We start from the raw sequence: 24,414 nt of genomic DNA on the forward strand, positions 1-24,414 counted from the left end.
GGCCCGTGCGCGGCCCCCCGCTCCCGGGCATACTGGGCGCATGTGTGGCCGCGTCACCATCCAGACCCCCGCCCTGGCGATCGCCCGTGAGCTGGGCCTCGCCGGCGTCCGTTCCGCCCTCGAGCGCCCCCGCTACAACCTCGCCCCCACCCAGCTCATGCCCGTGGTCCTCAACGACGGGGAGCGGATGCTGGACACCGTGCGCTGGGGCCTCATCCCCTCCTGGGCCAAGGAGGCCTCCATCGGCAACAAGCTCATCAACGCCCGGGGCGAGACGGTGGCGGAGAAGCCCAGCTTCCGCTCCGCCCTCAAGCGCCGGCGCTGCCTGGTGCTCGTGGATGGCTGGTTCGAGTGGAAGCAGTCCACGAAGCCCAAGACGCCCTACCTCTTCAAGCGCGAGGACGGACGGCCCATCGCCTTCGCCGGCCTGTGGGAGGAGTGGACCGCCCCGGACACCGGTGAGGTGCTGCGCACCTGCGCCGTCATCACCACGGGCCCCAACCGGCTCATGGCGCCCATCCATGATCGCATGCCCGTGATCCTCCGCCCGGAAGCGCAAGCGGTGTGGCTGCGCCCCGAGCCCCAGGACGCCGCGGAGCTCCAGCCCCTGCTGGTGCCCAACGAGGACGAGCCCCTGGTGGCCTGGGAAGTCGGCCGGGTGGTGAACTCTCCCACCAACGACGTGGTGGCGTGCGTGGAGCGCGTGGCGAGCCAGCCCGCCCTCCTCTGAAGTCCCGAAAGGGAGCCCAGAACGGGCTGCGGCGGGGCTCAGGCCGAGGCGCGGCCCTGCAGGACGCCGTTGGACACCAGCAGGTCCACCAGCTCCTGGGTAGCGAGCACCCAGTTGTCGCGCACCGGCATCCAGCGCACGAGCGCCCTGGCGCGGCCCAGCTCCTGGTTGATGTGCTCCACGAGCGGCTCGAAGAGCCGGGCGGGCTCCTCCCAGTCCGGCTCGCCGCCGACGATGACGTGCGAGCCGGGCTCGACGCGGAAGCGGGCCACCCCGGGCACCGGCAGCACGGAGAAGCCCGGCAGGTGCTCGGCCGTGGCCTGTTCCACCCGATCGAGCAGCCGCTCGTCCTCGAAGGGATGGGCCGCGTCCCAGGCGAAGAAGAGCCGCAGCTGGGGTTGGAGCGCCTCCAGGAGCGGACTGCCGGGACCCTCGCGCCACTGGTGGTCCGCGAGCGACTCGGGGGCCACGGCGACGCGCAGGCCCCGGGACTCGAGCTGCCGTGACACCTCCTCCATCCGCCGCACCAGGGCCTCCGGCGGGGCGGCGCGCGACACCCACTGCACCTGGGACACCGTCTGTCCCCGGCGCACGCCCCTCACCCGGTCTCCCAGTTGCAGCCGCAGGGGGCTCAGCTCTCCATCACCCTGCTCGGGGAAAAGCCCGCAGTGCAGCAGGCCCGAGCCGCCTTCCCCGCGCAGCCGCGCGAAGCCGTGGGCCTCGTTGATGTCCTCGACGACGAAGGTCTCCGTGGGCCGCATGTGGCCATCCACTCCGGCGCCCCGGCCCCTCCGGCACGAGGCGGAGGCCCGGCCACCGGAGGAGGACTACTCGCCGAAGATCCGGCGGAAGAAGCGCACCACCGAGCTCGTCGCCGCCGTGTCCTCCGGACGGCCCCGGGTGTCTCCTCCCCTGCCGAGGTCGACGGGATCCCGGTAGGCCTCTGGCTCCACGGAAAAGACGCTGAACTCGTCGTTGCCATCGAGGGCGGTGATCGCCTTGCGCGAGCGATTGCCTCGCGTGGGGGGTTTCTGGTTGGACATGGTTCCAGTCTATTCTGATTTCGGCCCGCTGGCCACGCGAACCAATCCGATAACGTACACTTCCATACTCGCCCCTCGAGTGGCCTCCGGGCGGACGAGCTTCACTTCCTCGAAATGGGCACGCACCTCCTGCCGGAATTCCTCGAACTCGCCGCCCATGAAGAGCTTGGCCACGAAGGCCGAACCCGGGCGGCCCCGGGTGACGGACACCTCGAGCGCCTTGCGGGCCAGCCGCAGGCTGCGCGCCTCGTCGGTGGTGCGGATGCCGCTCGTCTTGGGGGCCATGTCGGAGATGACGGCGTCGAAGGGCCCGTCGTACAGCTCGCGCAGCTTCGCGTCGAAGTCGTCGGCCAGCACGTCCAGCACCGCCGTCTTCACGAAGGGCTGGGTGAAGGGCCGGATGGGCACGATGTCCACGCCGATCACCCGTCCCCCCGGACCCACCGTGTCGGCGAGGATCTGCAGGAATCCCCCGGGCGCCGCCCCCAGATCGAGCACCGTGGCCCCCTTCTTCAAGAAGGGGTAGCGTTTGAGGATCTCGTCCACCTTGAAGGCGGAACGGGCGCGGAGACCCTCTTGCTTGGCTTTCTTGAAATAATGGTCTTTCGGACGGTAGGGCTTGCCCATGGCGGACGGGCTCCCTACCATCGGCTACTGTCTTCGCAAAGCCGGAGCAGTGAGGGGTTGTCTTCCAACCTCGGATTCCTTGGGCTGGAGGGGACATGCGACTGTTCAGCGTGACGACCGCGGTGTGCGTGTGCCTGCTGTCCGCGGCGGGGGCCGGTGCGTCCTGGTACCGCGCGGAGCAGTTGCGCTCGGAGGCCGCCTGGCTGCTGGAGCGGAGCAAGGCCCAGGCCAGCGAGTACGCCGAGAGCTTCAACGACACGCTGGCCACCCAGCAACTGGAGACGTTCGCCAGGCGACGGGCGGTGCTGGAGCAGGCGTACCTGTGGCAGCGCGGCCAGACGCTGGGCATCCTGTTCGCGGCGGCGGCAGCGGCGGCGGCCTGGGTGCTGAGGCTGCTGCGCAAGCTCAACGGCGAGCTGGAGGAAGTCAGCGAGGACGTGCAGGTGGCCCAGGCCAGCGAGCCGGTGCCGGTGCCCCTGCATGCGCGCGTCCAGCGCTCGCGCACCTGAGTAGACTGAGGGCCTCTCCAATCGGGAGGTGAGGCATGCCAGGGTGTGCGCGGTGCGGAGGCCGGCTGGACATCGTGGGCACGCAGGTGGGACGGCGTGACACGTGTCCCCACTGTGGCGCGGAGCTGCGCAACTGCCGCAACTGCCGCCACTTCGACGAGGCGGCGGCCAAGCAGTGCAAGGAGCCCTTCGCCGAGGTGCCCTCGGACAAGGACATCATCAACTTCTGCGATCTCTTCCAGATGGGCGAGGGCGGACGGCCCGACGCCGACCGGAGGGACGCGCTCCTGAGTGCCGCGGAGGCGCTCTTCAAGAAGCGCTGAGGCTCACTTCCGGGGGGACGCGCTCCGGTGCACCTGGATGAGCTCCGCCACGATGGAGACGGCGATCTCCGCGGGCGTCAGCGCGCCAATGGGCAGGCCCATGGGTGAGCGGAGGCGCTCCAGTGCCGCGTCCTCCACGCCGGCCGCCGCCAGCCGCATCCGGAAGCGCTCCGCCTTGCGCCGGCTCCCGATGACGCCCAGGTAGGCCGAGGGCTTGGGCAGCAGGGCCTCCAGCACCGCCTGGTCCAGGGGGTGATCGTGCGTGGTGACGCAGAAGCAGTCCCGGGCGTCGGAACTCAGGGCGCGCGCGTGGTCGGCGGGATCCTTCAGGAGCACCTCGCAGCCCGGAAAGCGCTCGGACGTGGCCCACTCGGGCCGGGCGTCCACCACGGTGACGCGGAAGCCCACGTGGAGGGCGAGCGCCGCCACTTCCCGAGCCACGTGCCCGGCCCCGAAGAGGGTGAGGCGCATGGGGGCCTCGTGTTTCTCGAGGAACACCTTCATCCGGCCGCCGCAGCACATGCCCAGCTCGTGGGTGAGGTGGGTCTCGAGGATGCGGGTACGCTCGGGGGACGCGAGGAGCTGGCGCGCGGCCTCGATGATCTGGAACTCGATGGCGCCGCCGCCCACGGTGCCGCGCAGCGAACCATCCTCGAGCACCACCATCTTCGAGCCGGGCTTCTGGGGCGTACTGCCCGCGCTCTCGATGACCGTGGCGAGCACGAAGGCGCGGCCTTCGGCGATGAGGGTGGCGATCTCCGCGTAGAGGGTCATCCGAGGCTCCGCAATCTACCTCACCCCCCGGGTCCGGACACGCCTCTCGGCATGCCCGGATGACGAGGAAGAAAGCCGCACGACATCTCCCCGTAAGAAGAAGGGTCTAGGTTGGTGGCCATGTTCACGACTTCGCTTCTGCTGACAACGTTCCTGGGTGCCGCGCCCGCGCCCGCCACCCCTGCCCCGCCCGCGACCCGGAAGGTCGTGACGTTCGAGGGCACGTGTGATGCGTCCGGCGCGGTGGAGCTCAAGGGCGGCCTGTTCCTCGTGGGGGATGACGAGAACAACGTGCTGCGCGTCTACGACGGCAACACCGGAGGCCCCCCGGTGCAAACGTTCGATCTGTCCTCGGCGCTGGGGCTTCCCGCGGGGAAGAAGCAGGCGCCCGAGACGGACATCGAGGCGGCGACGCCCCTGCCTCCCCTCTCCTTCTGGATGACGTCGCATGGGCGCAAGAGTTCCGGAAAGCCGGACGCCAACCGCTTCCGCTTCTTCGCCACCCGCACCTCCGAGGACGGCAAGGACGTGCGGCTCGAGGGCAAGCCGTACACGCGCCTGCTGGACGAGCTGCTCGCCGCGCCCCAGCTCGAGCCATTCGGCTTGGCCCCGGCCTCCCAGAAGGCACCCAAGGAGGAAGGCGGGCTCAACATCGAGGGCCTGACGGTGATGGAGGATGGGAAGTCCTTCCTGATCGGCTTCCGCAATCCGCGGTCCCAGGGCAAGGCGCTCACCGTCACGCTGCTCAATCCGCTGGAGCTGATCCAGGGGAAGCCCGCGCGACTGGGCCCCGCGCTGTTGCTGGACCTGGGGGGCCAGGGCATCCGCTCCATGTCTCGGTGGAGGGGCCGCTACCTCATCATCGGGGGCTCCGCGTCCGGCAGCGAGGGCTCGCGCCTGTTCGTCTGGGACGGGAAGGCGGAGCGACCCACGGTCGTCACCGGCGCCGACTTCACCGGCCTCAACCCCGAGGCCTTCGTCTCGTACGAGGACAAGGACGAGATCCTCGTGCTCAGCGATGACGGGACCCACCTGATCGACGGCGTGGAGTGCAAGCGCTTGAAGGATTCGGCCTCCAAGCGATTCCGGGGGGTGTGGAGCTCGCCTGCCGCCACCCCCTGAGCCAGGAAGCACTCGGCTCCCGGCACCAGGACACCCCTCACGGACAACGGGGCGCCCCGCCAGAAGGAGGGAGCGCCCCGTGTCGTGTGTCGAGCCTCAGGACGAACGGCGTCGGCGCGCGGTGAACACGAGGAGGAGGCCACCGAGCAGGCTCAGGACCAGCGTCGGCTGTCCACCCGACGAGGCACAGCCGCCCTGAGGATCCGGCGAGCAAGTGATCGCCGCTTGCGGATCAACGGTCCAGGAATGTGCCAGCGGGGCCGGATCCACATTGCCCGCGCTGTCCTTGGCACGAACCCGAAGCGTATGGGGACCCGCCTCGAGCTTCTTGAGGAGCCACACCGCGTCGCAAGGAGTGAACTCAGGGGCATTGTCGAGCTGGCACTCGAACTGCGTGGCGCCACTGGGTGAGGAGAACTCGAATACGGCGTTGTGGGAACGCTCGACCTGCTCCGGGTGCTCGACAATGGTCGTGGTCGGAGGCTGCGTGCTCACGTTGACAGAAATAGTCGTGCGTCCGCTCACGTTTCCTGCCCGGTCCTTGGCTGTCGCACCCACACTCTGACTTCCATTGCCCAGATTCAAGGCGCCGGAGAATGCCCAGTCACCTTTCTCATTCGAGGTCACGCTGCCCACATCCTTGTCACCGACAAAGACGTGAACCTCGCAGAGCGGCTCGGTGGTCGTCCCCCTGATTTCGGGATCCTTCGTGAGCACACCAGCATTGTCCGCAGGCGACGTAATTGCCACCGAGGGAGGCCTGGTGTCGACAGTCCACTCGTGGCAGGCGGGAGTCCCATCTTTCGCGCCAGTTGAGTCTATTCCTCTGACGCAAAAAACGTACCGGCCGTCGGCGAGATTCTTGCGCGTATACGGACTGAAACAACGCCCGTACGTCGCGGTGTCAATGGAGCACTCGTACCCCCCGAACCCCTCGCCACCCTGCAAGGAAAAAGTAAAAACCGCGTCAACCTTGTTGCTCTGCTCCGCAGGAGCAGAGTCGATAGACGTGTCTGGCCCTGACGCAAGGAGACCGTTCGCCAGCTCCATGGGGACAGGTTGTGCCATGACCACTGGCGTGCCAAGCAACAGGGTCGAGAGAAGCAGCCTGGGAAAAACTCTCATCTAATCAGCCTCATGACCAAGCAAATTCCAGTTCAAAACATCAAGATCGACACCTTCGACGAAAAACAATCAGCGCGAACAGACCCCAGAAGAAGGAGGAAGAACCAGCGGTTCCGGAGGAACTACATCCCCCCAGACCTCCACCAATCGCTTGATTTACCTCACTGGGGATCACAACTGTGAAAAATATTTCTGGCGAGCGTGACTCACTGGGCGTTCCATCAACATCCCTCGTTTCACCACTCAAGGAGTGACGACCCGGCGCCAACCGGGCCGGCGGCTGAAAGGTCCATAGACCATTTCCATCCGCCGATGCGGTTTTTTCACTGGGCTCACCATCGATAAAGATGATGACGGTTCCGTTGGGCACAGTCTTGCCCGAAATCGTGGGGGTTCCCGTCTCTACTCTTGCGCCGTCGGCTGGCTCGGAGATGTCCGGGTAGAGTGGCCGCTCGAAATAAATCGACCATACATAGGTCGCTGGATTCGGGTCTACATTGCCCGCCTTGTCCTTGGCGGCAACCGCAAGGGTATGCTGGCCTACCGCTAGCGAATCAAAACTGTGATTTTTTCCGCAGGGAAGAAATTTACCCGCATCAATCTGGCATTCATACTCAACGCCCTCTTCCGTAGAGGAGAAGGAAAAGTCCGACTTGTACGATCTATGCGCCTTGGGCGGATAGGTAACAATATTCGTATCTGGCGGTATGGAATCAATGAAGAACACCACGCTCTCGCTGAAATTCCCCGTGTTCCCAAAAGAGTCAATCGCCGATGCGCTTACCGTATGACGGCCCTCCGCCAAGGAAAGCGCCTCATCCCTCGGGAAGAAATACCAATCTCCAGAGGGACCCGAAGGCGTCAATCCGTACTCCTTGCCGTCAACCCAGATATGAACAATGCTGTTACGTTCGGTTTGCCCCCTGAAGAAAGGCAATTTAGCCCTGGTCAATGCCTCACGCGACGGCTCGGTCACCAGAACCTCGGGGAGTTGCGTATCAACCTCCCATTCGCGATTGACCAGCACCTCATTTCCCGCCAGATCAATGGCTTTGACATAAAACTTCTGAATGCCATCTGTTCCAACACTGAACCGACAGGGACTGTGACAGGACGTAAAACTCAACCCTCCAGAATCCTCCAGCGCACACTCAAAAACCGCTCCTGGTTCAGACGAAAACGCAAATTCAGCATCTCGAGTGGTGGACCTCGGTTTGGGCTCACGATTTATGGCGATGATTGGCTCTGTGAGATCGACATTCCACGAATAAGAAGCCGGCGGCTCACTGACATTACCAGCAGCATCCACAACCCGAACATAGAAGGTTTGGATGCCCTCTTGCACGATGGGGTAAGAATCATGACTATTGCAATCACGAAACGATTGCTCTGAATTGCCATTCAGGGCACACTGAAACTTTCCAACATCATCATCTGGTGATGAAAACTCAAAACTAGCTGATTCTTTGTTTGTCGGATTGCGAGGCGTCTTGCCTGGGCTCAAATCCAGAACAACCCTTGGCCTCACGGTATCCACAAACCATGTATGACAAGCAGGCTCCCCTATGTTTCCCGCATGGTCCACTGCCTTCACGCAGAATGTACGGGATCCATCATCGAAATGACGACCTGTACCGCTAGCACAGGTAGAGTAATTGCCATCGCGTTCATCGGCACATTGAAACTCCTTCCAATCTTGAGCTGTCGATGAAAAAGCGAATGCAAAATCCTGCACGTTGGTTCGCGCATTGGGCAACGCAGGGTTATCGAACCTCACCCCTGGCTTTGTGAAGTCAGTAGTCCAGGTGTACGGAGGTTGCATTTCATTGATATTGCCAGCCTCATCCATCGCCCTGAGTTTGAATACATGCTGCTTATCCCCAGAGATGGTAAACGGATCGTCAGAATTGCACTTCACGAACGGGGCGCCATCCAGCGAACATTGAAATTCTTTGAATCCAGTACTCGCGGTGTCCGTTGTAGAAAACTTGAAATTGACAATCTCCAGATTTGATGGGGTTTTTGGCGCGGCTGCTGAATCAAAATAAACAGACGGCGCCTGCGTATCCACGGTAAAGGTGACGCTGGATGTTTGGCAGTTTTGAAAAGCTACCGCACGAGCGGAGAACGTATAAGACATCCCTTCCACAAACGCTTCAGTTCCACCACTAATGGGCACCCGACTGAGAGGTATTGTCCATATCCCGCTGCTGTTTGATGACACAGCTGGATCTGTGGCGGGTCCATTGAAATCAAGAACCATCTGGAAACCAACTGGTGCGCGTCCTGTGACAACCATGCCTTGGCTTGTATTTACGCGGGCCCCATCCTTCGGAGTTATAATCTTGAACGTCTCTCCCGGAGAAGGGCAAGAAGGAGGAGGATCTAAAAGCGAGTCAATGACAACTCCCGCGAGAGAAGCTCGCTCGTCCTGGATGGGCTGAGCGTTTTGATTGGCATGGATGACCGCTGGAGCCATAGCAGCGCCCGCGAGTCCCGCGTCAACAAGAAGAGGGCATCTCCAGTGCGAGTCAGCCAGGAGCACCACGCGTCCGCCACCACCGCCTCCGCCAGCGCCACCGCGGCCCGTGAACTGGGTCCCGCCAGCACCTCCGTCACCACCACGAGCCGATATGACACCGCACTCAGCGGAGTCCGAGAACCGCAAGGAGATGCCACCACCCGCCCCACCACCGCCAGCGCCCCCCGTGCTCGCGGCATCACCACTCTCACCATCAGCGGTAATCGAACCTGCTCCAGTCAGCGCTTGAGCACGGGCAACAACGATGCCTCCGCCAGCACCTCCTCTGGACACGGACCAATCCGAACCGTGCCCGCCCCCTCCTCCTCCTCCGAACCCCAGGAAGGCAGGCAGTGAGTACACGAGCTTCGAGCCGCCCTGCCCTCCCAGTTCCAGGCCGTCTTCGTCCAGTCCCGTGGACCCTCCACCTCGGCCACCTGGCCCTCCGTTACCACCGCCTCCACCTCCCGCCAGCGGGCAGACGCCTCCGCCGCCTCCGTTGGACACGGATTCGCGACCCGTTTTCGTGGGTCCGAACTGGGTCACGGCCACGCCCTCACCCTTCTGTGCCCCGGGCCTCGAGGCCACGACCAGTTCCTTGCAGCTCATCGGGCTGAACAGGTCCGGCACATGACTGCCTCCACGGAAACCCGCTCCGGTCGCGCTGATCTCCCCCTCATTGTGCAGGGGACCGGTGGCGAGAAACGCCAAGACCCCCCCCGTGCGGCCATTCCAGGGCACCGCGCGGAGGCTCGCTCCCTTCTGGACCTGCACCTGGGTGTACTCGGGAACCCGGATGATCTGGGTCACCTCGGCCGCGTAGGAATGAACCAGGGGCTCGCTCAAGCTCAGCATCCCCTCCCCTACCCGCGCCAGTCTGGCAAACTCCCACTGGCCCACCGAGTCGTCCGGCACGGAGAGCGGCTTACGGCTTCCTGGAGAAGGCTCCGGCACCAGGCCCGTTGCCTGCAGCACCAGCACCAACTCACCCGCGGAAAACGCCTTCGTGTCCGCCACCAGCAGGACATCGTCCCCTGGAGCAGCCGGCCCTGTCACCTGGGCATAGTGGTTGATGACTTGAGCTGCCCCGGTCACCACCAGGGGTCCGTCCCGTCCGCTGCCCAGCCCAACCGAATCGGGTCCAGCCCGAACCGGCGCGGAGCCGAGCCCCACGGACAACAACACTACAGGCAACCATGCGTTCATGGGTTCATTGCTCCTCGTGCCTCACAAGCCCTACTCGCGCCAGATGATGGAGAACTCCACTCGGCGATTCGCCTCCCGGCCAATCGACAATTGATTATCCGCAATGGGCTGAGTGCCGCCGAATCCCCTGGCTTCCAGTTGCTCCGGCGCCACTCCCTCGTGGATGAGGTACTGCCGCACCGCCCTCGCCCGTTCCAGAGACAGTTGCAGGTTGGCATTGGGGAAGCCCCGGTCGTCCGTGTGGGCGCCAATCGAGATATTCTGGATCTCCGGGTGTTCCTTGATGACTTTCACCACCCAGTTGAGCTGTTCGTTGGAACGAGAATCCAGGCGAGAGCTGTCGGTCAGGAAATAGACCTTGCTCGTCAGCTTCAACTGCGTTGGAGTGATCTCCACCAACGGAACCTCGTATTTCGGACAGCCATGGTTGGTGAGTAGCCCCGGGAGATCGGGACAACTGTCGAACCGGTTCGCGAGGGTGTCTCCATCCCGATCCGCTTCCGGACAACCTTGGAGTTTTGGCTCTCCCTCCTGTTTTGGGCAGAGATCCACGTCGTCCTCGACACCGTCTCCATCCTGATCGCTTCTCGGGCAGCCGCGCGTTTCGGGCGGACCCGCCAGGGTCGGGCAGGAGTCCCGCTCGTCGTCGACTCCGTCTTTATCTTCATCGGGCATGGGACACCCCCCACGCCACTCGCCCCATTCTTTCGGACACTCGTCCAACGCGTCCTCGACTCCGTCACCATCCGAGTCTTGAGGGGGACAGCCATTGCGCTCCAGCGTGCCCGGCTTGTCGGGGCATTTGTCCACCTCGTTGCGAACCCCATCCTTGTCGTCGTCGAGGTCGGGGCACTCCTCCGCCGTGTGCGACAGGCCCATCGAGCAATTGACGGACGATTCCCCCTTTAGCCGCGGAGGCGTCACCCCACCAAAAGCGCTTCCCACCATCACACGGAACAACGGCGTTCCCGGCGCGATCCCCACCCCCACGCCACCGAGCGCGAACAACTCCGTGGACGGATTCAGCAGGTAGCGCGGACCCAGCAACAACTCCAGCGACCTCGGCTGGTTCACCAGGGGAACCGTTCCCACCACGTTGAGTTCCCACCGCAGCCGTCGGCCCACGGTGGCCGCCACGGCGCCGAAGCGCAGCTCACTGCCCACCTCTGATCGTCCAACGGTGGAATCGGCTGGGGGCAAGCTCTTCTTGCGCAGCAGCGCACGCGCCTCCAGCGCCAGCCGGAACCATCCGAAGCGCCGGCCGAACATCAACTGAGGGGTCACATGCGCCCCGGCCTCTCCCGGGAGCCCTGACGCATTGCCGAATGGCAACCCCACATTCAACCCCAGCGCGAGGTCCGCCCATCGTTCCGCCCGCTGGGACAGGAGTCCCCAACGAGCACCGACTGTCGGGGTGGACAACCCATAACGAACAGGCGGCTCGATTCCCTTGTCGACCAGGTCCTCTCCCCGCTGAAGCGCCACCACGGGAAGTTGGGCCTCGAGCTCGAGCCAGTTCGTCAGGGAATAGGCCGCCGCCAGGTGAGTGGTCAGACGATTGCCGACGATTTGCGTCACGGCGCCGCCACGGGACAGAACGTAGGGGTTGTGCTGATAGTGCCCCACAGTGGACAAGCGCAGAGCACCCTCGGGCAACAGCTCTCCCGTCCCCAAGAGGAGCGAGCCCGCGGCGCCGGGACTCAACTCCATCCGCTCCAAGGCAACGCCCTGAGCGCCCACGGGCCTCGCCACGAGCAGCAGGCCCACCGTCAGCATGAGCCCCATCGGTGACTGGTTCCATATGGACCGACCTCGGATCATGCCCCCTCCCCTCGACAGGATGTTCAGTCCCTGATGAAAAACCACGCAAAACCCGATTCACATTCAAAGACAGAAAAGCATCCGTGACAGGCGAGAGAACCCCTCGTCTGTTGCTCGCGGAACCAGGAATGGTGCGGTACCTGGGGAGGTACAGGGTCTGCGGAGTTCACAGCAAGTCCGTCAGGCCTACGACCCCAAGCGCGCACCAGCGAGCGTTATTTGCTGGACATACTCAACAAGATTTCTGTTAAATGCCGGGCATCGTCAAGGGCTTTTAAACGAATAGTGAACCCGATGGGGGGGGGGACTTGCGAGTTCGCGAAGGCACGTGTCATTCAGCAAACGCGCACGACGGACCACCTTGGAGCCGCAGGTCTTCGTCCTCCAGTGGGTATCGCGTCTGGATGCTGGCGCGCGTGAACGTGGGTGGGGCGGGGAAACGTAACGCGGGACAAGAGGGGGCAATGCCAGGAGTTCGATCAAAGAAGGGACAGACAGGCCATGGCCTCGATCGTCCGGACCTTGCCCGGTTCGTGATGCCGCTGCTCGTGGCGCTGCTCTGTAACGCTTGCGCGGCGAAGCGGTTCGAGACGTGTGACAAGCCACCGCCTTTCTATCTCCAGTTGGTGGCGTCTGATCGCGTCAATCCCGATCCGCGAGGACGCGCCATGCCCACCCTCGTGCAAATCCTGCAACTCCGGGACAGCATTCGCGTGGAGCAATCCAGTTTCCGGGATCTCTGGGGTAAACCCGAAACCCTTCTCAAGGAAGATCTCCTCCAGGTGGCTGAGTTCACCGTGGCGCCAGGCCAGGAAGTGGCGCGGTGGATTTCGAGGGATCCCAAGGCCCAGTTCGTGGTGGCGATGGGTCTGTTCCGGCGGCCCCAGGGTGATTCCTGGCGAGAGATAACCATGCTGCCCTCGGTGCCCAAGCATCTGTGTACGGACGAGCCCGTGGGCCAGCGCGGCCCGAGAGCCACGGACAAGCAACTGCGCTTCAAGCTCGAGGGCTATCAGATCGATCTTCTCCAGGGCTCGCCCGCCTCCATGAGCGACCCAATCCTGGACAACCTGCAAGGTGGCGTGAAGCCGCACTGGAGCAAGTCATGAAGCCCCCGCAGCGAGTGGTCTGGTCGGAGGGGATGTTCATGAGTCCCCACCACATGCAGCAGCAGGACCTGTACCACGAGAACCTGGTGGAAGCGCGGCTGGGCTCCCTGTTTCCCTATACGTGGGGGGTCGTGTCCCAGGAGTTCGATCTGGAGGCGCTGCGCGCGGGACAGGTGCAACTGCTCCGCTTCTCCGGAGTGCTGCCGGATGGTTTGCCCGTGAGCTTCTCGCGCGGGCAGGAGGAGGCCCCCCCCGCCCGGCTCGTCGAGGGACACTTCCCGGTTTCCGAGCACACCCTGAATGTCTATCTGGGCATCCCCAAGGAGCGGAATGGGGTGGAGAGCTACGGCTCCAGTGGGCAGGTGGGGGCCAGCCCCCGCTTCACGCCCAAGAACCAGCCCATCAGCGACCTGCACGCGTCCACCTCGGTCCTGCCGGTGGCCTTCGCGCAGCGCAACCTGCGCCTGCTGTTCGAGAACGAGCAGCGCGACGACTTCGATGCCATCAAGATCGCTGAGCTGGCGCGGGACAAGTCCGGCAACCTGCTGCTCGTGGCGAACTATGTGCCGCCCTGTCTGCGCATCGATGCCTCGCCCTACCTGCTGCACGAGCTGCGGCTGCTGCTGCGCTTGATCGTCAGCAAGCAGCGCACGCTCTCCTCGCGGCGGCGGCACCGCAACGAGTCCGCGCTCGAGTTCACCGCGTCGGATGTCACGCTCTTCCTGGAACTCAACGCCCTCAATGGCGTCATCCCGTACCTCCAGCACATCCTGGAAGCCGGCAACGCCCGGCCGCAGGAGCTGTACCAGATGCTGATCCGGTGCGCGGGGCAGCTCTGCACCTTCACCCCGGACGCGGACCCCTCCACGCTGCCCACGTTCCAGTACACCCACCTGCGCGCCACCTTCGAGGAGCTCTTCCGCCGCATCAACGAGCTGCTGCGCGCCGTGGCCCTGGAGCAATGCCTGTCCGTGTTCATGGAACTCGGCCCGGATCGCATCTTCCGCGGCTCGCTCTCGGACGAGCGGCTGGAGCGATGTGGACAGTTCCTGCTCACCGTGCGCAGCGAGCTGCCCGAGGCCCAGGTGGCCGAGCAGCTCCCCAGACTCGTCAAGGTGGCCTCCGGCTCGGAGATCCGCGACATCGTCCATGCCGCCTCGCCGGGTGTGCCCATCAAGGTCACCTACCGGCCGCCGCCGGAGATTCCCGTGCAGCCGGGAACCTCGTACTTCACGCTCTCCGTCCAGGACGGCTACTGGAAGAACGTGATGCGCGAGCGCAACGTGGCCCTGTACCTGCCGCATCCCTTCGACATCAGCCGCACCACCATCGAGCTGCTCGCCGTGCCGACCAACGGCCAGTGAGCGCCATCACCCACAGGGCTCCGGGGGGAGCGACATGGATCGAGTCAACGAAGCCACCAAGGACTGCTTCGACGTCATCATCCAGCTTCGGCAGAAGGAGGCGAGCCAGGTGCCACCTCCCGAGAAGCTGAGCCACAGCCTCCGGGGCGTCGTGGACGAGGTGCTGCGGCGTGCCGCGGCGCTCGGCTTCAGCCACCAGGACGCGCAGGACATGGCCTATGCCCTGGTGGCGCTCCTGGACGAGACGGTGCTCGGCAAGTCCGATCAGTACCGCCAGTTCTGGATGACCCACCCACTGCAGCTGCACTACTTCAAGGAGAACGTTGCGGGTGACGGCTTCTTCGTCCGGCTGAACGCCCTGCGCAAGGATCCCCACAGCGCGGAGGTCCTCCGGGTCTACTACCTCTGCCTGCTGTTCGGCTTCCAGGGCCACTACCGCATCCGGGGCGGAGAGCTGGAGCTGCTCACGCTCATCGACACCGTGCAGAAGGAGCTGGAGCGGGCCAGCCCCTTCGACTTCAGCGTGCTCGCACCTCACGGGGAGCGTCCCTCGGAGGTGCTGGCCTCCGCCAAGCGGCGGGTCTCCCTGCTCTCCATGTCCCTGGGCGCCGTGGCCCTGTCGCTGCTCGTCTACGGCGGACTCCTGCTCAGCCTGGACCGGGGGACCTCCGCGATGCTCCACGAGATTGAATTGCACATCGCCAACCTCACGAGGGCCTCGCCGTGATCGCTCCGATTCTCGCCGCGCTCCTGCTCGCCCTCGTCTGGGGAGCCGTCTACAAGCTGTCCCTGGCGCCCTGGATGGGCCTGGCAGCCACGGGGGCGGTGCTCCTGCTGATGCTGGTGCGGACGTTCATCCGCCGCCGTCGCGCGCGCAAGGCGGCGGCGAAGAAGCTCGAGGAGGACATCACCGCCCAGGCCGAGGAGCAGGCCCGGACAGTGCGTCCGGACCTCCAGCCCGAGGTCCAGGCCATGAAGGCCGAGTTCTCGCGGGCGGTGGCCTCGCTCAAGAACTCCAAGCTCGCGCGCGGTGGCAGGGATGCCCTCGCGGTGCTGCCCTGGTACCTGATGATCGGTCCGCCCGGAACGGGCAAGAGCACGGCCCTGCGCAACTCGGGCCTGAAGTTCCCCTACCTGTCGAGCAAGGGGGGCGGCGCCGTTCGTGGCGTGGGCGGCACGCGCAACTGCGACTGGTGGCTCACCAATGAAGCCGTCTTCCTGGACACGGCGGGCCGCTACACGACAGGCGAGGAGGATCGGGACGAGTGGATGGCGTTCCTCGACATCCTGGCGCGCCACCGTCCCAGCCGGCCCATCAACGGGCTCATCGTCACGGTGAGCGTGACGGATCTCATGAACGTGGATCCACAGGCGGCCGGAGAGCTGGGCCAGCGCATCCGCGAGCGCGTGGATGAGGTGACGACCCGGCTCAAGGTCGTGGTGCCCATCTACGTGATGATCACCAAGTGCGACTTGCTCAGCGGCTTCGTGGAGATGTTCTCGGACCTGCCCCGCTCCGAGCGGGGGCAGATCTGGGGCTTCACCGTGCCGCTGTCCGCCCAGCAGGAAGCCCCCTCGGAGCTGTTGCTCAAGCGCTTCGATGAGTTGACGGCCGTGCTGGAGCAGCGCTCCATCCGGCGCATCGGGCAGGAGCGCCAACTGGAGACGCGCGAGCGCATCTACCAGTTTCCCCAGCGCTTCGACACCCTGCGCAAGAACATGGTGGAGTTCATCCAACCCCTGTTCATGGAGAGCGTCTTCCAGGACACACCCGTGATGCGCGGGCTCTACTTCACCAGTGGCACCCAGGACGTGCGCCTCACGGAGCGTCAACAGGTGCGAGGGGCGGCGGCCGAGGTCTTCGGCACCCACCGGTCCTCGGCGGAGCAGACGGAGGGACGCAGCTTCTTCCTCTGGGATGTCTTCAACAAGGTGATGTTCCAGGATCAGAAGCTCGCGGTACGCAGCTCCATGGAGGAGATGCGTCGGCGCAAGCAGCGCTACACCCTCACCCTGGCCTTCCTGGCCACGGCTGCCCTGGTGCTGCTGCTTCCCGCCGTGTCGTATGTCAACAACTTCGAGCTGGTGAGGGGCCTGCGCGACACCATTGTCTCGATCAAGCTCGAGGCGGTGGATGACGTTGGCCGGATCGTGGAGATGACGCCCCTCCAGCGCCAGCTCGAGGTGCTGGCCAGGCACCAAGAGGAAGGCGCACCGTTCTGGCTGCGCATGGGCATGTACCAGGGGAACCGGCTCTTCGACCTAGCGCAGCCGTTCTACCACAAGCAGCTCAAGGAACTGTTGCTCGGCAAGCAGCACGCACGCATCAAGTACGAGCTGCAAGCCTTTTCCGCGCCCCAGGAGCGTGTCGAATGGGTCCCCAGCACCACCGCCTACGGAAGCAGCTTCAATGATTTGAAGATGTACCTGCTCATCACCCATCCCCGGAGCGTCCAGGAGCCCGAACTCGACGCGGACCACCAGTCCTGGCTCGTCTGGCAGATCGTGACGCACTGGAGGAACATCCGCGGGCAGGATCGCGACACGTCGGTGGAGGAGCAGCTCGTCGATCACGCCAGGATGTACATCGCGATGATGGCCCGGAATCCCGAGAAATTTGGATTCATCCGGGATGCAGAGGTGGTCATCAAGGCGCGCCGCGCGCTCAACCGCGTCCCTCTGGCGGAACTGCATCTTCAACAAATCAGCGCCGAGGCGAGTCAGGAGTTCCCAGAGCTGACCCTGAATGACATCGTGGGAGCAGTGCCGGAAATGCGGGCCACGAAGAAGGTGCGGCCCGCCTTCACGAAGCGGGCCTGGGATGAGCGAATCAAGAATGTGCTGAACGAAGCCTTCCAGGAACGGCAGGCCTGGGTCCTCAATCCCGATTCCAAAGAAGAGGGACGCAAGTTGAGGGCCGAGCTGCGCAGCCTCTACTATCAGAAGTACATCGAGGAGTGGGACGCGTTCCTGTCGTCGATTACCATCGAGGAACCCCAGAACATCGACCAGTCCGAGCGCATCCTGAAGAGCCTCACCAGCGGTGCGGTCATTCCCCTGGAGCGGCTCTTCAAGGTTGTCACGCACAACGTCCAGCTTGAGCCCTTGGTGAAGAAGGACGAGGAGAAAAAAGCCCCCTTTCCCCAGGGCGTGCTCCGCAATTTAGTCGATGAAGCCAAGCGCAAGGGCGTCCTGGAGTTCGATGACGCTGTCGCCGAGAACGCACAAGAGACCCAGTTCGAACCCAGGGATGTGGCGAACCGTTTCAGCGCGGTGAACGCCTTCGTGAACGAGAAGCTCCTCACGGACGACAAGCAGGAGAAGGTGACCCAGATCACCTACTACAGGGAAAAGCTCCGCTTGGTGCTCGACGCCATCATCAAGGATCACGACAGGCCGGGTGAATCCAGGTTGACGGACACCATTCGATCCACTCGCCAGGAAATCGAACGGATCGTCCAGAATCAAGACGGTAGTCAGGCGCTCTTCACCCGGCTGCTGCTTCCCCCGCTGCGGCCCGATATCGTCCCCCGTGACCTCCTCAAGAAGAAGAGCGCATTGTGGTGTGCGGAGGTCGCCGATCCTTTCATGAGCATCGTGGGCAGCCGATACCCGTTCGCCAAGGACTCAGATCTACAGGTACCGCTGTCGGAGCTGGCCGAGTTCATCCGCCCCGCCAATGGCCGGGTGAAGGAGTTCGTGAAGACCCAGCTCCAGGAGAATGTCATCCTGGAGGGAAGGCGGTGCTCCCTCGCGCTCGATTCCAGGGGCTTGTACAAGGATGACCTGTGCACCTACATGGAACGGCTCAACGCCTTGTCGACGGCGCTGTTCCCGGGAGACGAGGTGCTGCCACTCGTACGGTTCCAGATCCGCATCCACGCGGGAACTTCTCCAGACACCTCGGCCTCGGAAATCGCCTCCATCAAGTTCACCCTGGATGGCACCGATGTGATCTACCGCAATGGCCCCGACAACATCTGGCAGCGGATGATCTGGCCCGGGCAGGCCGGTGAGCCGGGAGCGACCTTGCAGGTCGTCAACACCAAGGGGGACATGTCCGAGCTCACCCAGATGGGGGAGTGGGGCTTGTTCCGGCTCCTGGAGCAGGTGAAGAACATCGAGCCCAGCACGGACGGGCGCTTCTTCACGGCCACCTGGGAGCTCAAGGAGTTCAACGGCGCCCTGGTCTCCATCGACATCCGCCCGGAGCGGCTGGCCCACCCGTTCTTCGGATCCGCGGGGAACAATTCCTTGAAGCTGATGCAGTTGTTCCGCGACCCGAAGGTGCTGCCGCCCCAGGGACTCGCCCGGAGCGACAAGGTCTGCGAGCCACAGTTCAGCGCCGCCGCGGTGCCCTGACATGCGCGCCCTCTCCGTCCGGGCCGGCCTGGTGGGGAAGGCGCCCTGCCAGCCCGACTTCCTGAGGATCAACGCCGTCAGCTCCCTCGCCTTCCAGCTCCAGCGCTGGCTGGCCGAGGGGGTGGAGGCGGCGCGCGCCGCCCGTTGTGAGCTGCCCTCCGGGACGGTCTCCTTCCTGTTCACGGCCCCGAAGGAGAAGAACGTGCTGGTGGGGGCGTTCGCGCCAAGCACCGACGGCGTGGGCCGCGCCTTTCCCCTGGCGATCTTCACCGAGCTGCCCGCCTCCACGGCGGCGCACCGGCTCGCCCTGCTGCCCATGGTCTTCCACCCCTTCCTCACGGAGGGGGCCGCGCTCCTGGACGCCGCCGCGTCCATGGCGCTTCCCGAGCTCACCGCGCGGGTGGACGCCCTGCCCTTCCCCCCGTCCGGCGCCTTCTCCGAGGCGGAGCGGCTCTGGCGGGGAGTGCTGGCACGGCGGCGCGGCGCGGAGCTGCTCGAGCCCCTGCGCCACCCCGAGGATCCGCCGGGCGGCGCCTATTACGCCTTCCACACCTTCCGCACGGCCTGCGCGGGAGAGCACCACCGGCAGCAGGGCCCGGCACAGGTCGTCCTCGAGTGCCCCATCGCTCCCGGGCTCGGACCCTCGGCGTGGCTGGAGTTCGCGGCGCGGCTGCTGCACTGGACGTCCGCGCCTCCGGCCTTCATCTGGTCCGGCGCGCCAGAGCCCCGCCTGCTGCTGTGCCTGGGCGCGATGGCGCCCGACGTCTTCCTCCATCTCTCTCGCACCAACCAGGGGGGACGCCGCGTGTGGCCCCTGCGGACGCCCCGCGAGGCCGCCATCGACCAGGCCGCCCAGGCCCTGACCGAGCCCCAGCGCCAGCGCATCGACTCGCCCACCACGAACCTCGAGGAGCTGCTCCACGCCCTGTCGTGCTGAGCCGCGCGCCCCCTCCCATGCCCCCTTCCCTCGAAGAGCTTCGCGAGCGCGCCCGGACCTGGACGGAGCCCATCTCCGAGGAGGCGCCCGCCGGCAGGTCCGCCAAACACGAGCCCGCGTACGATCTCGTCGCGCAGGAAGTGGCCCGGCTGGAGTCCCCCACGGGCACGCCCGTGAGCTGGAGCAAGGTGGTGACGAACGCGGGCGAACTGCTCCAGCGGCGCACCAAGGATCTCTGGCTCACCTCGTACCTGGCCCATGGGCTCCACGCCACCGAGGGGCTCCGGGGCGCGGTGACGGGCGTGACGGTGCTCACCGAGGTGCTGGATCGCTACTGGCCCACGCTGTTTCCGGAGGCCCAGCGCCTGCGCGGACGCGTGAACGCCGTGAGCTGGTTCGTGGCCCGCATGACGGAGTCCCTGCCCTCGGTCCAGGTGACGGGCGAGGACTGGGAGCTGGTGGAGGGACTGGAGACCGTCACGCGGAGGCTGGCGGAGGTCTCGCGCGTGCGCTTCGAGGAACAGGGGCCCTCCCTCAAACCCCTGCTGGAGGGCGTCGAGCGGCTGCGCAACCGCCTCCCCGCTTCCGCGTCGCCCCGTCCGCCCGCGGCCGAGCCCTCCGCCCGTCCAGCGACACCTCCAACTCCAGTCCCGCCTCCGGCTCCGGCCACGACTCCCGCGGTGCTCGCGCCATCGCTCGTCCTCCCCGGGGAGCAACCCAGGAGCGCCGACAACGTCCTGGACACCTTGCGTGGCATCGGTGCCTCGCTGGCCGAGTCCGCCCGGCTGCTGCGCGAGGCGAACACCGCGGATCCGCTCGCCTACCGGCTGCAGCGGGTGGGTCTCTGGTTGCACTTCACCCAGCCCCCCGCTCCCGGAGCGGAGGGCAGGACACCGGTGCCCGCGCTCCCCACGCCCCTGCGCGAGAAGCTGGAGCGACTGGAGACCCACTCGCGCTGGGCGGAGCTGCTGGAGGAAGCGGAAGCGAACCTGGAGCAATACCGCTTCGTGCTGGATCTCCAGCGCTACGGCGCCACCGCGCTGGCGGGCCTCGGGCCCACGCATGCCTCCGCGCGCGAGGCCGTGCGCCTGGAGGTGCGCGCGCTGCTCCAGCGGATGCCCGATGTGCTGGGCCTGCTCGCCTCGGATGGGACGCCGCTCGCCGACGAGCGCACCCGGAAGTGGGTGGAGGCCGAGGTGCTGGAGCGCACCGCGCCCTCGGCGCCCCTGCCGCGCACGGGTGAGCGCCCGGAGGACGGCACCGATGCGCTGCCCTCCGAGGTCCGGGAGCTCCTCGCCGCGGACCGGGTCGCCGAGGCGCTCGCGCGGCTGCAACAGCAGGTGACCACGGCCACCACGGGCCGCGCCCGCTTCAAGGCCCGCCTCCTACTTGGAAGGTTGTGTGTCCTTTCCGGACAACATTTGATGGCACAGGCCCTCTACGAAACGCTCGTCGCCGAGAGCACCACCCGGGGGATGGATGAATGGGAGCCCCAGTTGTCGGCGGAGTGCCTGGAAGGACTCCTCCTCGTGACGCGCACTGTGCAAAAAAACACCCCTGCTCTTCCTCGCGAGGCCTGGCCTCATTTTATTCGTCTGTCAAAGCTTGACCCGGCCGCTGCTTTCCGTTTAGGACAATAAACTCCTGGCAGCGTGACACGTCTCTGCTCGCTCATCCTCGCTCGCGCGCAGTTCCGCCCAGTTCCACTCCGTTCGCCGCGCCGTTTTCCCTTCGACCCTCACCCAAAGGAGCACCCTGCCGATGAGCAAGGATAGTTCTGTCGCGCCCACTGAACGCGTCAACATCGTCTACAAGCCCGCCACCGGCAATGCTCAGGAGCAGGTGGAGCTGCCGCTGAAGATCCTGATGATGGGGGACTTCACCCACCAGCCGGACGCGCGGCCCCTGGAGGAGCGGGCGCCCATCAACGTGGACAAGGACAACTTCAACGAGGTGATGGCGCAGCAGGAGTTGAAGGTGACGCTGTCGGTGCCGGACCGTCTGTCCAATGAGAAGGACGCCGAACTGCCGATGACGCTGGAATTCAAGACATTGGCGGATTTCTCGCCGGAGAGCGTCGTCAATCAGGTGCCGGAGCTCAAGACGCTGCTGGAGCTGCGCTCGGCGCTGCACGCGCTCAAGGGCCCCCTGGGCAACCTCCCCGCGTTCCGCCGCAAGCTCCAGTCGCTGCTGGGAGATCCGGACAGCCGGCAGAAGCTGATGCGCGAGCTGGGCATCCAGGACGAGACCACCCCCGAGAAGCAGTAGTCGCCAGAGGGAAAGACACCCATGAGCACCGAGACGAATGTCGTGAAGAATGGCGGCCTCGTGGTGGAGACGGCGCAGACCAATGCCTCTCTGCTCAACTCCATCCTGGCCGAGACGCGGCTCAAGCCGCAGGACGAGGGCTATGACATCGCCATGCGCGGTGTGCAGGCCTTCATCACCGAGATGCTGTCGCCCCAGCGCTCCTCCGAGGAGCGCGTGGACAAGGCGCTGGTGGACGCGATGATCGCGGAGGTGGACCGGCGGCTGAGCGCCCAGGTCAACGAGATCATCCACCACAAGGACTTCCAGGCGATGGAGTCCACGTGGCGCTCGCTGAAGTTCCTCATCGACAAGGTGGACTTCCGCGAGAACATCCGGGTGGAGATGCTCAATGTCTCCAAGGAGGATCTGCTCAAGGACTTCGAGGACGCACCGGAGGTGGTCAAGAGCGGGCTGTACCGGCTCGTCTACTCGAACGAGTACGGCGTGTTCGGCGGCAAGCCCTACGGGCTGCTGTGCGGCAACTACGACTTCGGGCCGGGCCCCCAGGACATCGAGCTGTTGCGCAAGTGCGCGGCGGTGGCGTCCATGGCGCACGCGCCGTTCCTCTCCAACGCCAGCGCGGAGTTCTTCGGGGAGCCGAACTTCCTCAACATGCCCAACCTGAAGGACCTCAACTCGCTGTTGGGAGGTCCCCAGTACGCCCGCTGGCACTCGTTCCGCGACAGCGAGGACTCGCGCTACGTGGGCCTGTGCCTGCCGCGCTTCCTGCTGCGCCTGCCCTATGGGGAGAAGACGATCCCCGTGAAGTCCTTCAACTTCCAGGAGGACGTGGTGGGCGAGCACGAGCGCTACCTGTGGGGCCATGCCTCCATCGCGCTCGCCAGCCGGGTGGCCGACTCGTTCGCCAAGTTCCGCTGGAGCCCGAACATCATCGGGCCCCAGTCCGGTGGCGCCGTGGAGAACCTCCCGCTGCACCAGTACGAGGCGCTGGGGGAAATCCAGACGAAGATTCCCACCGAGGTGCTGCTCACCGAGCGCCGCGAGTACGAGCTGTCCGAGGAAGGGTTCATCGGCCTGGTGTTCCGCAAGTCCGCGGACAACGCCGCCTTCTTCTCGGCCAACTCGGTCCAGCGCGCCAAGTACTTCGGCGGCACGCCCGAGGGCAAGCAGGCCGAGACGAACTACCGGCTGAGCACCCAGCTGCCCTACATGTTCATCATGAGCCGCCTGGCGCACTACATCAAGGTGCTGCAGCGCGAGCAGATCGGCAGCTGGAAGGAGCGCTCGGATCTGGAGCGTGAGCTCAACCACTGGCTGAGCCAGTACGTGGCCGACATGGATGATCCCGCGCCCGTGGTGCGCTCGCGCCGGCCGCTGCGCGCGGCCCAGGTGAAGGTGGAGGACGTGGATGGGCAGCCGGGCTGGTACCGCTGCAACATCCAGGTGCGTCCGCACTTCAAGTACATGGGCGCGTCCTTCACCCTGTCGCTCGTCGGCAAGCTCGACAAGGAATAGGCCCCCCCGAGGGCCGCAATCCCAGACGGGCCGCCGCGGCGCACAGCGGCCCGTCCCGCCTTCCTCATGTCCGGAGCTGGTGCTCCGGCGCTTCACCCACCCCTACGCAACTGAACGGGAGAGCCCAACATGGCAGAGACAGTACACCTCTTTCTGAAGGCCAATGGCGCGGACATCAAGGGAGAGAGCACCCAGAAGAGCCTCGGGCGCGACGGCTCCATCGAGTGCGTCTATTACGAGCAGGAGGTCATCACGGCGCGTGAGCGCGGCTCGGGCATCGCGTCTGGCCGGCGCCAGTACTCGCCGCTGCTCATCCGCAAGCGCATCGACAAGAGCTCGCCGCTGCTCATGAAGGCGCTGGTGGAGAACGCCGTCATCGAGGGGACGATGAAGTTCTTCCGCCCCAACCCCACGGGCGACGGCACGACGGAGCAGTTCTACACCGTCACCATCAAGCAGGGCCGCATCAACCACATCAAGCAGTACGTGCCCAGCACCATCGTCCCCGCCACCTCCTTCGAGCCGCCCCTGGAGGAGCTGTCGTTCGTGTTCCACACCATCTCGTGGACGTACACGAACGGTGGCGTGCAGCACGAGGACACCTGGTCGGATCAGCGCTAACCGGGCGTTCCCCCGAGGTTCCACCTCATGTCTACCCGCGGGCTCCTGTCCCGGCTCGAGAAGGGCCACCTGCATCCGTCTTCCCACAAGGAGGCACCTCTCGAGTCCATCACCCGGCACCTGCGGGTGCTGCTCAACACCCGCCGGGGGGAGTCCGTTTCTTCCCCCGGCTACGGCATCCTGGACTTCAACGATGTCGTCCACTCCTACCCCTCGGCCCTCCAGAAGATCCAGACGTCCATCCGGACGGCCATCCAGGAGTACGAGCCGCGTCTGAAGAACGTCGTGGTCGTGCATGTGCCGGATGTGCACGAGCCCGCGGCGCTGAAGTTCGAAATCACCGCGCAGCTCGCCCAGCGGGGCAGCCGCGAGGTCCTCCGCTTCCGGACGAGGGTCGGTGCCGGCGGCCAGCTCGAGTTGTGGTGAACCGTGAG

The 24,414-nt window shown here is 65.2% G+C and carries 21 protein-coding genes and 1 pseudogene; 14 read left to right on the top strand and 8 right to left on the bottom strand.

From position 1 onward, the window contains the following. Positions 1-40 precede the first annotated feature (40 nt). On the top strand, positions 41-730 hold the full coding sequence (locus F0U63_RS31980) for an SOS response-associated peptidase (RefSeq protein ID WP_395835717.1): 690 nt from the start codon (positions 41-43) through the stop codon (positions 728-730). Positions 731-768: 38 nt separating this feature from the next. On the opposite strand, the gene F0U63_RS31985 is transcribed toward F0U63_RS31980, so the two are convergent. The 3 genes from F0U63_RS31985 to F0U63_RS31995 all read right to left on the bottom strand — a co-directional run bounded on the left by F0U63_RS31985 (position 769) and on the right by F0U63_RS31995 (position 2,421). Then, positions 769-1,491, bottom strand: coding sequence for a hypothetical protein (locus F0U63_RS31985; RefSeq protein WP_395835720.1), 723 nt, complete (start codon positions 1,489-1,491; stop codon positions 769-771). A gap of 66 nt (positions 1,492-1,557) precedes the next feature. Continuing rightward, positions 1,558-1,773, bottom strand: coding sequence for a hypothetical protein (locus F0U63_RS31990; RefSeq protein ID WP_395835722.1), 216 nt, complete (start codon positions 1,771-1,773; stop codon positions 1,558-1,560). Between the two features lie 9 nt (positions 1,774-1,782). Further along, positions 1,783-2,421 (bottom strand): SAM-dependent methyltransferase, encoded by a 639-nt coding sequence (locus F0U63_RS31995; RefSeq protein WP_395835723.1) that lies wholly within the window; start codon positions 2,419-2,421, stop codon positions 1,783-1,785. Between the two features lie 74 nt (positions 2,422-2,495). On the opposite strand from F0U63_RS31995, the gene F0U63_RS32000 reads away from it, so the two are divergent. Both F0U63_RS32000 and F0U63_RS32005 read left to right on the top strand, forming a co-directional pair. Beyond that, positions 2,496-2,909, top strand: coding sequence for a hypothetical protein (locus F0U63_RS32000; RefSeq protein ID WP_002624185.1), 414 nt, complete (start codon positions 2,496-2,498; stop codon positions 2,907-2,909). A 35-nt stretch (positions 2,910-2,944) separates the two neighbouring features. Beyond that, on the top strand, positions 2,945-3,232 hold the full coding sequence (locus F0U63_RS32005) for a hypothetical protein (RefSeq protein ID WP_395835725.1): 288 nt from the start codon (positions 2,945-2,947) through the stop codon (positions 3,230-3,232). A gap of 3 nt (positions 3,233-3,235) precedes the next feature. On the opposite strand, the gene xdhC is transcribed toward F0U63_RS32005, so the two are convergent. Continuing rightward, positions 3,236-4,006 carry a xanthine dehydrogenase accessory protein XdhC gene (gene xdhC / locus F0U63_RS32010; protein ID WP_395835727.1) on the bottom strand — a complete coding sequence of 257 codons (771 nt, stop codon included), beginning with the start codon at positions 4,004-4,006 and terminating at the stop codon, positions 3,236-3,238. Positions 4,007-4,126: 120 nt separating this feature from the next. On the opposite strand from xdhC, the gene F0U63_RS32015 reads away from it, so the two are divergent. Beyond that, positions 4,127-5,128, top strand: a complete 1,002-nt coding sequence (locus tag F0U63_RS32015; protein WP_395835729.1) for a DUF3616 domain-containing protein — start codon at positions 4,127-4,129, stop codon at positions 5,126-5,128. A 96-nt stretch (positions 5,129-5,224) separates the two neighbouring features. On the opposite strand, the gene F0U63_RS32020 is transcribed toward F0U63_RS32015, so the two are convergent. From F0U63_RS32020 to F0U63_RS32035, 4 genes and pseudogenes are all read right to left on the bottom strand, one after another. Further along, positions 5,225-5,845 (bottom strand): Ig-like domain-containing protein, encoded by a 621-nt coding sequence (locus tag F0U63_RS32020; protein WP_395835731.1) that lies wholly within the window; start codon positions 5,843-5,845, stop codon positions 5,225-5,227. Between the two features lie 448 nt (positions 5,846-6,293). Beyond that, positions 6,294-8,393: an Ig-like domain-containing protein gene (locus tag F0U63_RS32025; RefSeq protein WP_395848459.1), complete on the bottom strand. Its 2,100-nt coding sequence runs from the start codon at positions 8,391-8,393 to the stop codon at positions 6,294-6,296. Between the two features lie 360 nt (positions 8,394-8,753). After that, a pseudogene (agmC, locus tag F0U63_RS32030) lies at positions 8,754-9,980 on the bottom strand (adventurous gliding motility protein AgmC); the annotation flags it as partial. Between the two features lie 30 nt (positions 9,981-10,010). Continuing rightward, positions 10,011-11,756: an OmpA family protein gene (locus F0U63_RS32035; protein ID WP_395848460.1), complete on the bottom strand. Its 1,746-nt coding sequence runs from the start codon at positions 11,754-11,756 to the stop codon at positions 10,011-10,013. Between the two features lie 509 nt (positions 11,757-12,265). On the opposite strand from F0U63_RS32035, the gene tssJ reads away from it, so the two are divergent. The 10 genes from tssJ (at position 12,266) to tssE (ending at position 24,406) form a co-directional block, all read left to right on the top strand. After that, positions 12,266-12,910, top strand: coding sequence for a type VI secretion system lipoprotein TssJ (gene tssJ / locus F0U63_RS32040; RefSeq protein WP_395835733.1), 645 nt, complete (start codon positions 12,266-12,268; stop codon positions 12,908-12,910). After that, complete coding sequence (gene tssK / locus F0U63_RS32045) at positions 12,907-14,274, top strand: type VI secretion system baseplate subunit TssK (protein WP_395835735.1); 1,368 nt, start codon at positions 12,907-12,909, stop codon at positions 14,272-14,274. Before tssJ ends, tssK begins: the two co-directional genes overlap by 4 nt. A 34-nt stretch (positions 14,275-14,308) precedes the next feature. Further along, positions 14,309-15,001 carry a DotU family type IV/VI secretion system protein gene (locus tag F0U63_RS32050; RefSeq protein ID WP_395835737.1) on the top strand — a complete coding sequence of 231 codons (693 nt, stop codon included), beginning with the start codon at positions 14,309-14,311 and terminating at the stop codon, positions 14,999-15,001. Next, entirely contained in the window at positions 14,998-18,636 is a 3,639-nt protein-coding gene (gene tssM / locus F0U63_RS32055; protein WP_395835739.1) for a type VI secretion system membrane subunit TssM, read from the top strand. Before F0U63_RS32050 ends, tssM begins: the two co-directional genes overlap by 4 nt. A 1-nt stretch (position 18,637) precedes the next feature. After that, complete coding sequence (gene tagF, locus F0U63_RS32060) at positions 18,638-19,573, top strand: type VI secretion system-associated protein TagF (RefSeq protein WP_395835741.1); 936 nt, start codon at positions 18,638-18,640, stop codon at positions 19,571-19,573. Positions 19,574-19,590: 17 nt separating this feature from the next. Continuing rightward, a complete protein-coding gene (gene tssA / locus F0U63_RS32065) occupies positions 19,591-21,213 on the top strand; it encodes a type VI secretion system protein TssA (protein WP_395835743.1) in 1,623 nt (540 codons plus the stop codon). Positions 21,214-21,334: 121 nt separating this feature from the next. Continuing rightward, the gene (gene tssB, locus F0U63_RS32070; protein WP_395835745.1) at positions 21,335-21,841 is read left to right on the top strand and encodes a type VI secretion system contractile sheath small subunit; all 507 of its coding nucleotides are present in this window, start codon (positions 21,335-21,337) and stop codon (positions 21,839-21,841) included. 21 nt (positions 21,842-21,862) lie between these two features. After that, positions 21,863-23,359: a type VI secretion system contractile sheath large subunit gene (gene tssC, locus F0U63_RS32075; protein ID WP_395835747.1), complete on the top strand. Its 1,497-nt coding sequence runs from the start codon at positions 21,863-21,865 to the stop codon at positions 23,357-23,359. A gap of 129 nt (positions 23,360-23,488) precedes the next feature. Next, a complete protein-coding gene (gene tssD / locus F0U63_RS32080) occupies positions 23,489-23,980 on the top strand; it encodes a type VI secretion system tube protein TssD (protein ID WP_395835749.1) in 492 nt (163 codons plus the stop codon). Between the two features lie 27 nt (positions 23,981-24,007). Next, a complete protein-coding gene (gene tssE / locus F0U63_RS32085) occupies positions 24,008-24,406 on the top strand; it encodes a type VI secretion system baseplate subunit TssE (protein WP_395835751.1) in 399 nt (132 codons plus the stop codon). Positions 24,407-24,414 lie beyond the last annotated feature (8 nt).

This window comes from Cystobacter fuscus (assembly GCF_044360685.1).
GTDB classification, from domain to species: domain Bacteria; phylum Myxococcota; class Myxococcia; order Myxococcales; family Myxococcaceae; genus Cystobacter; species Cystobacter fuscus_C.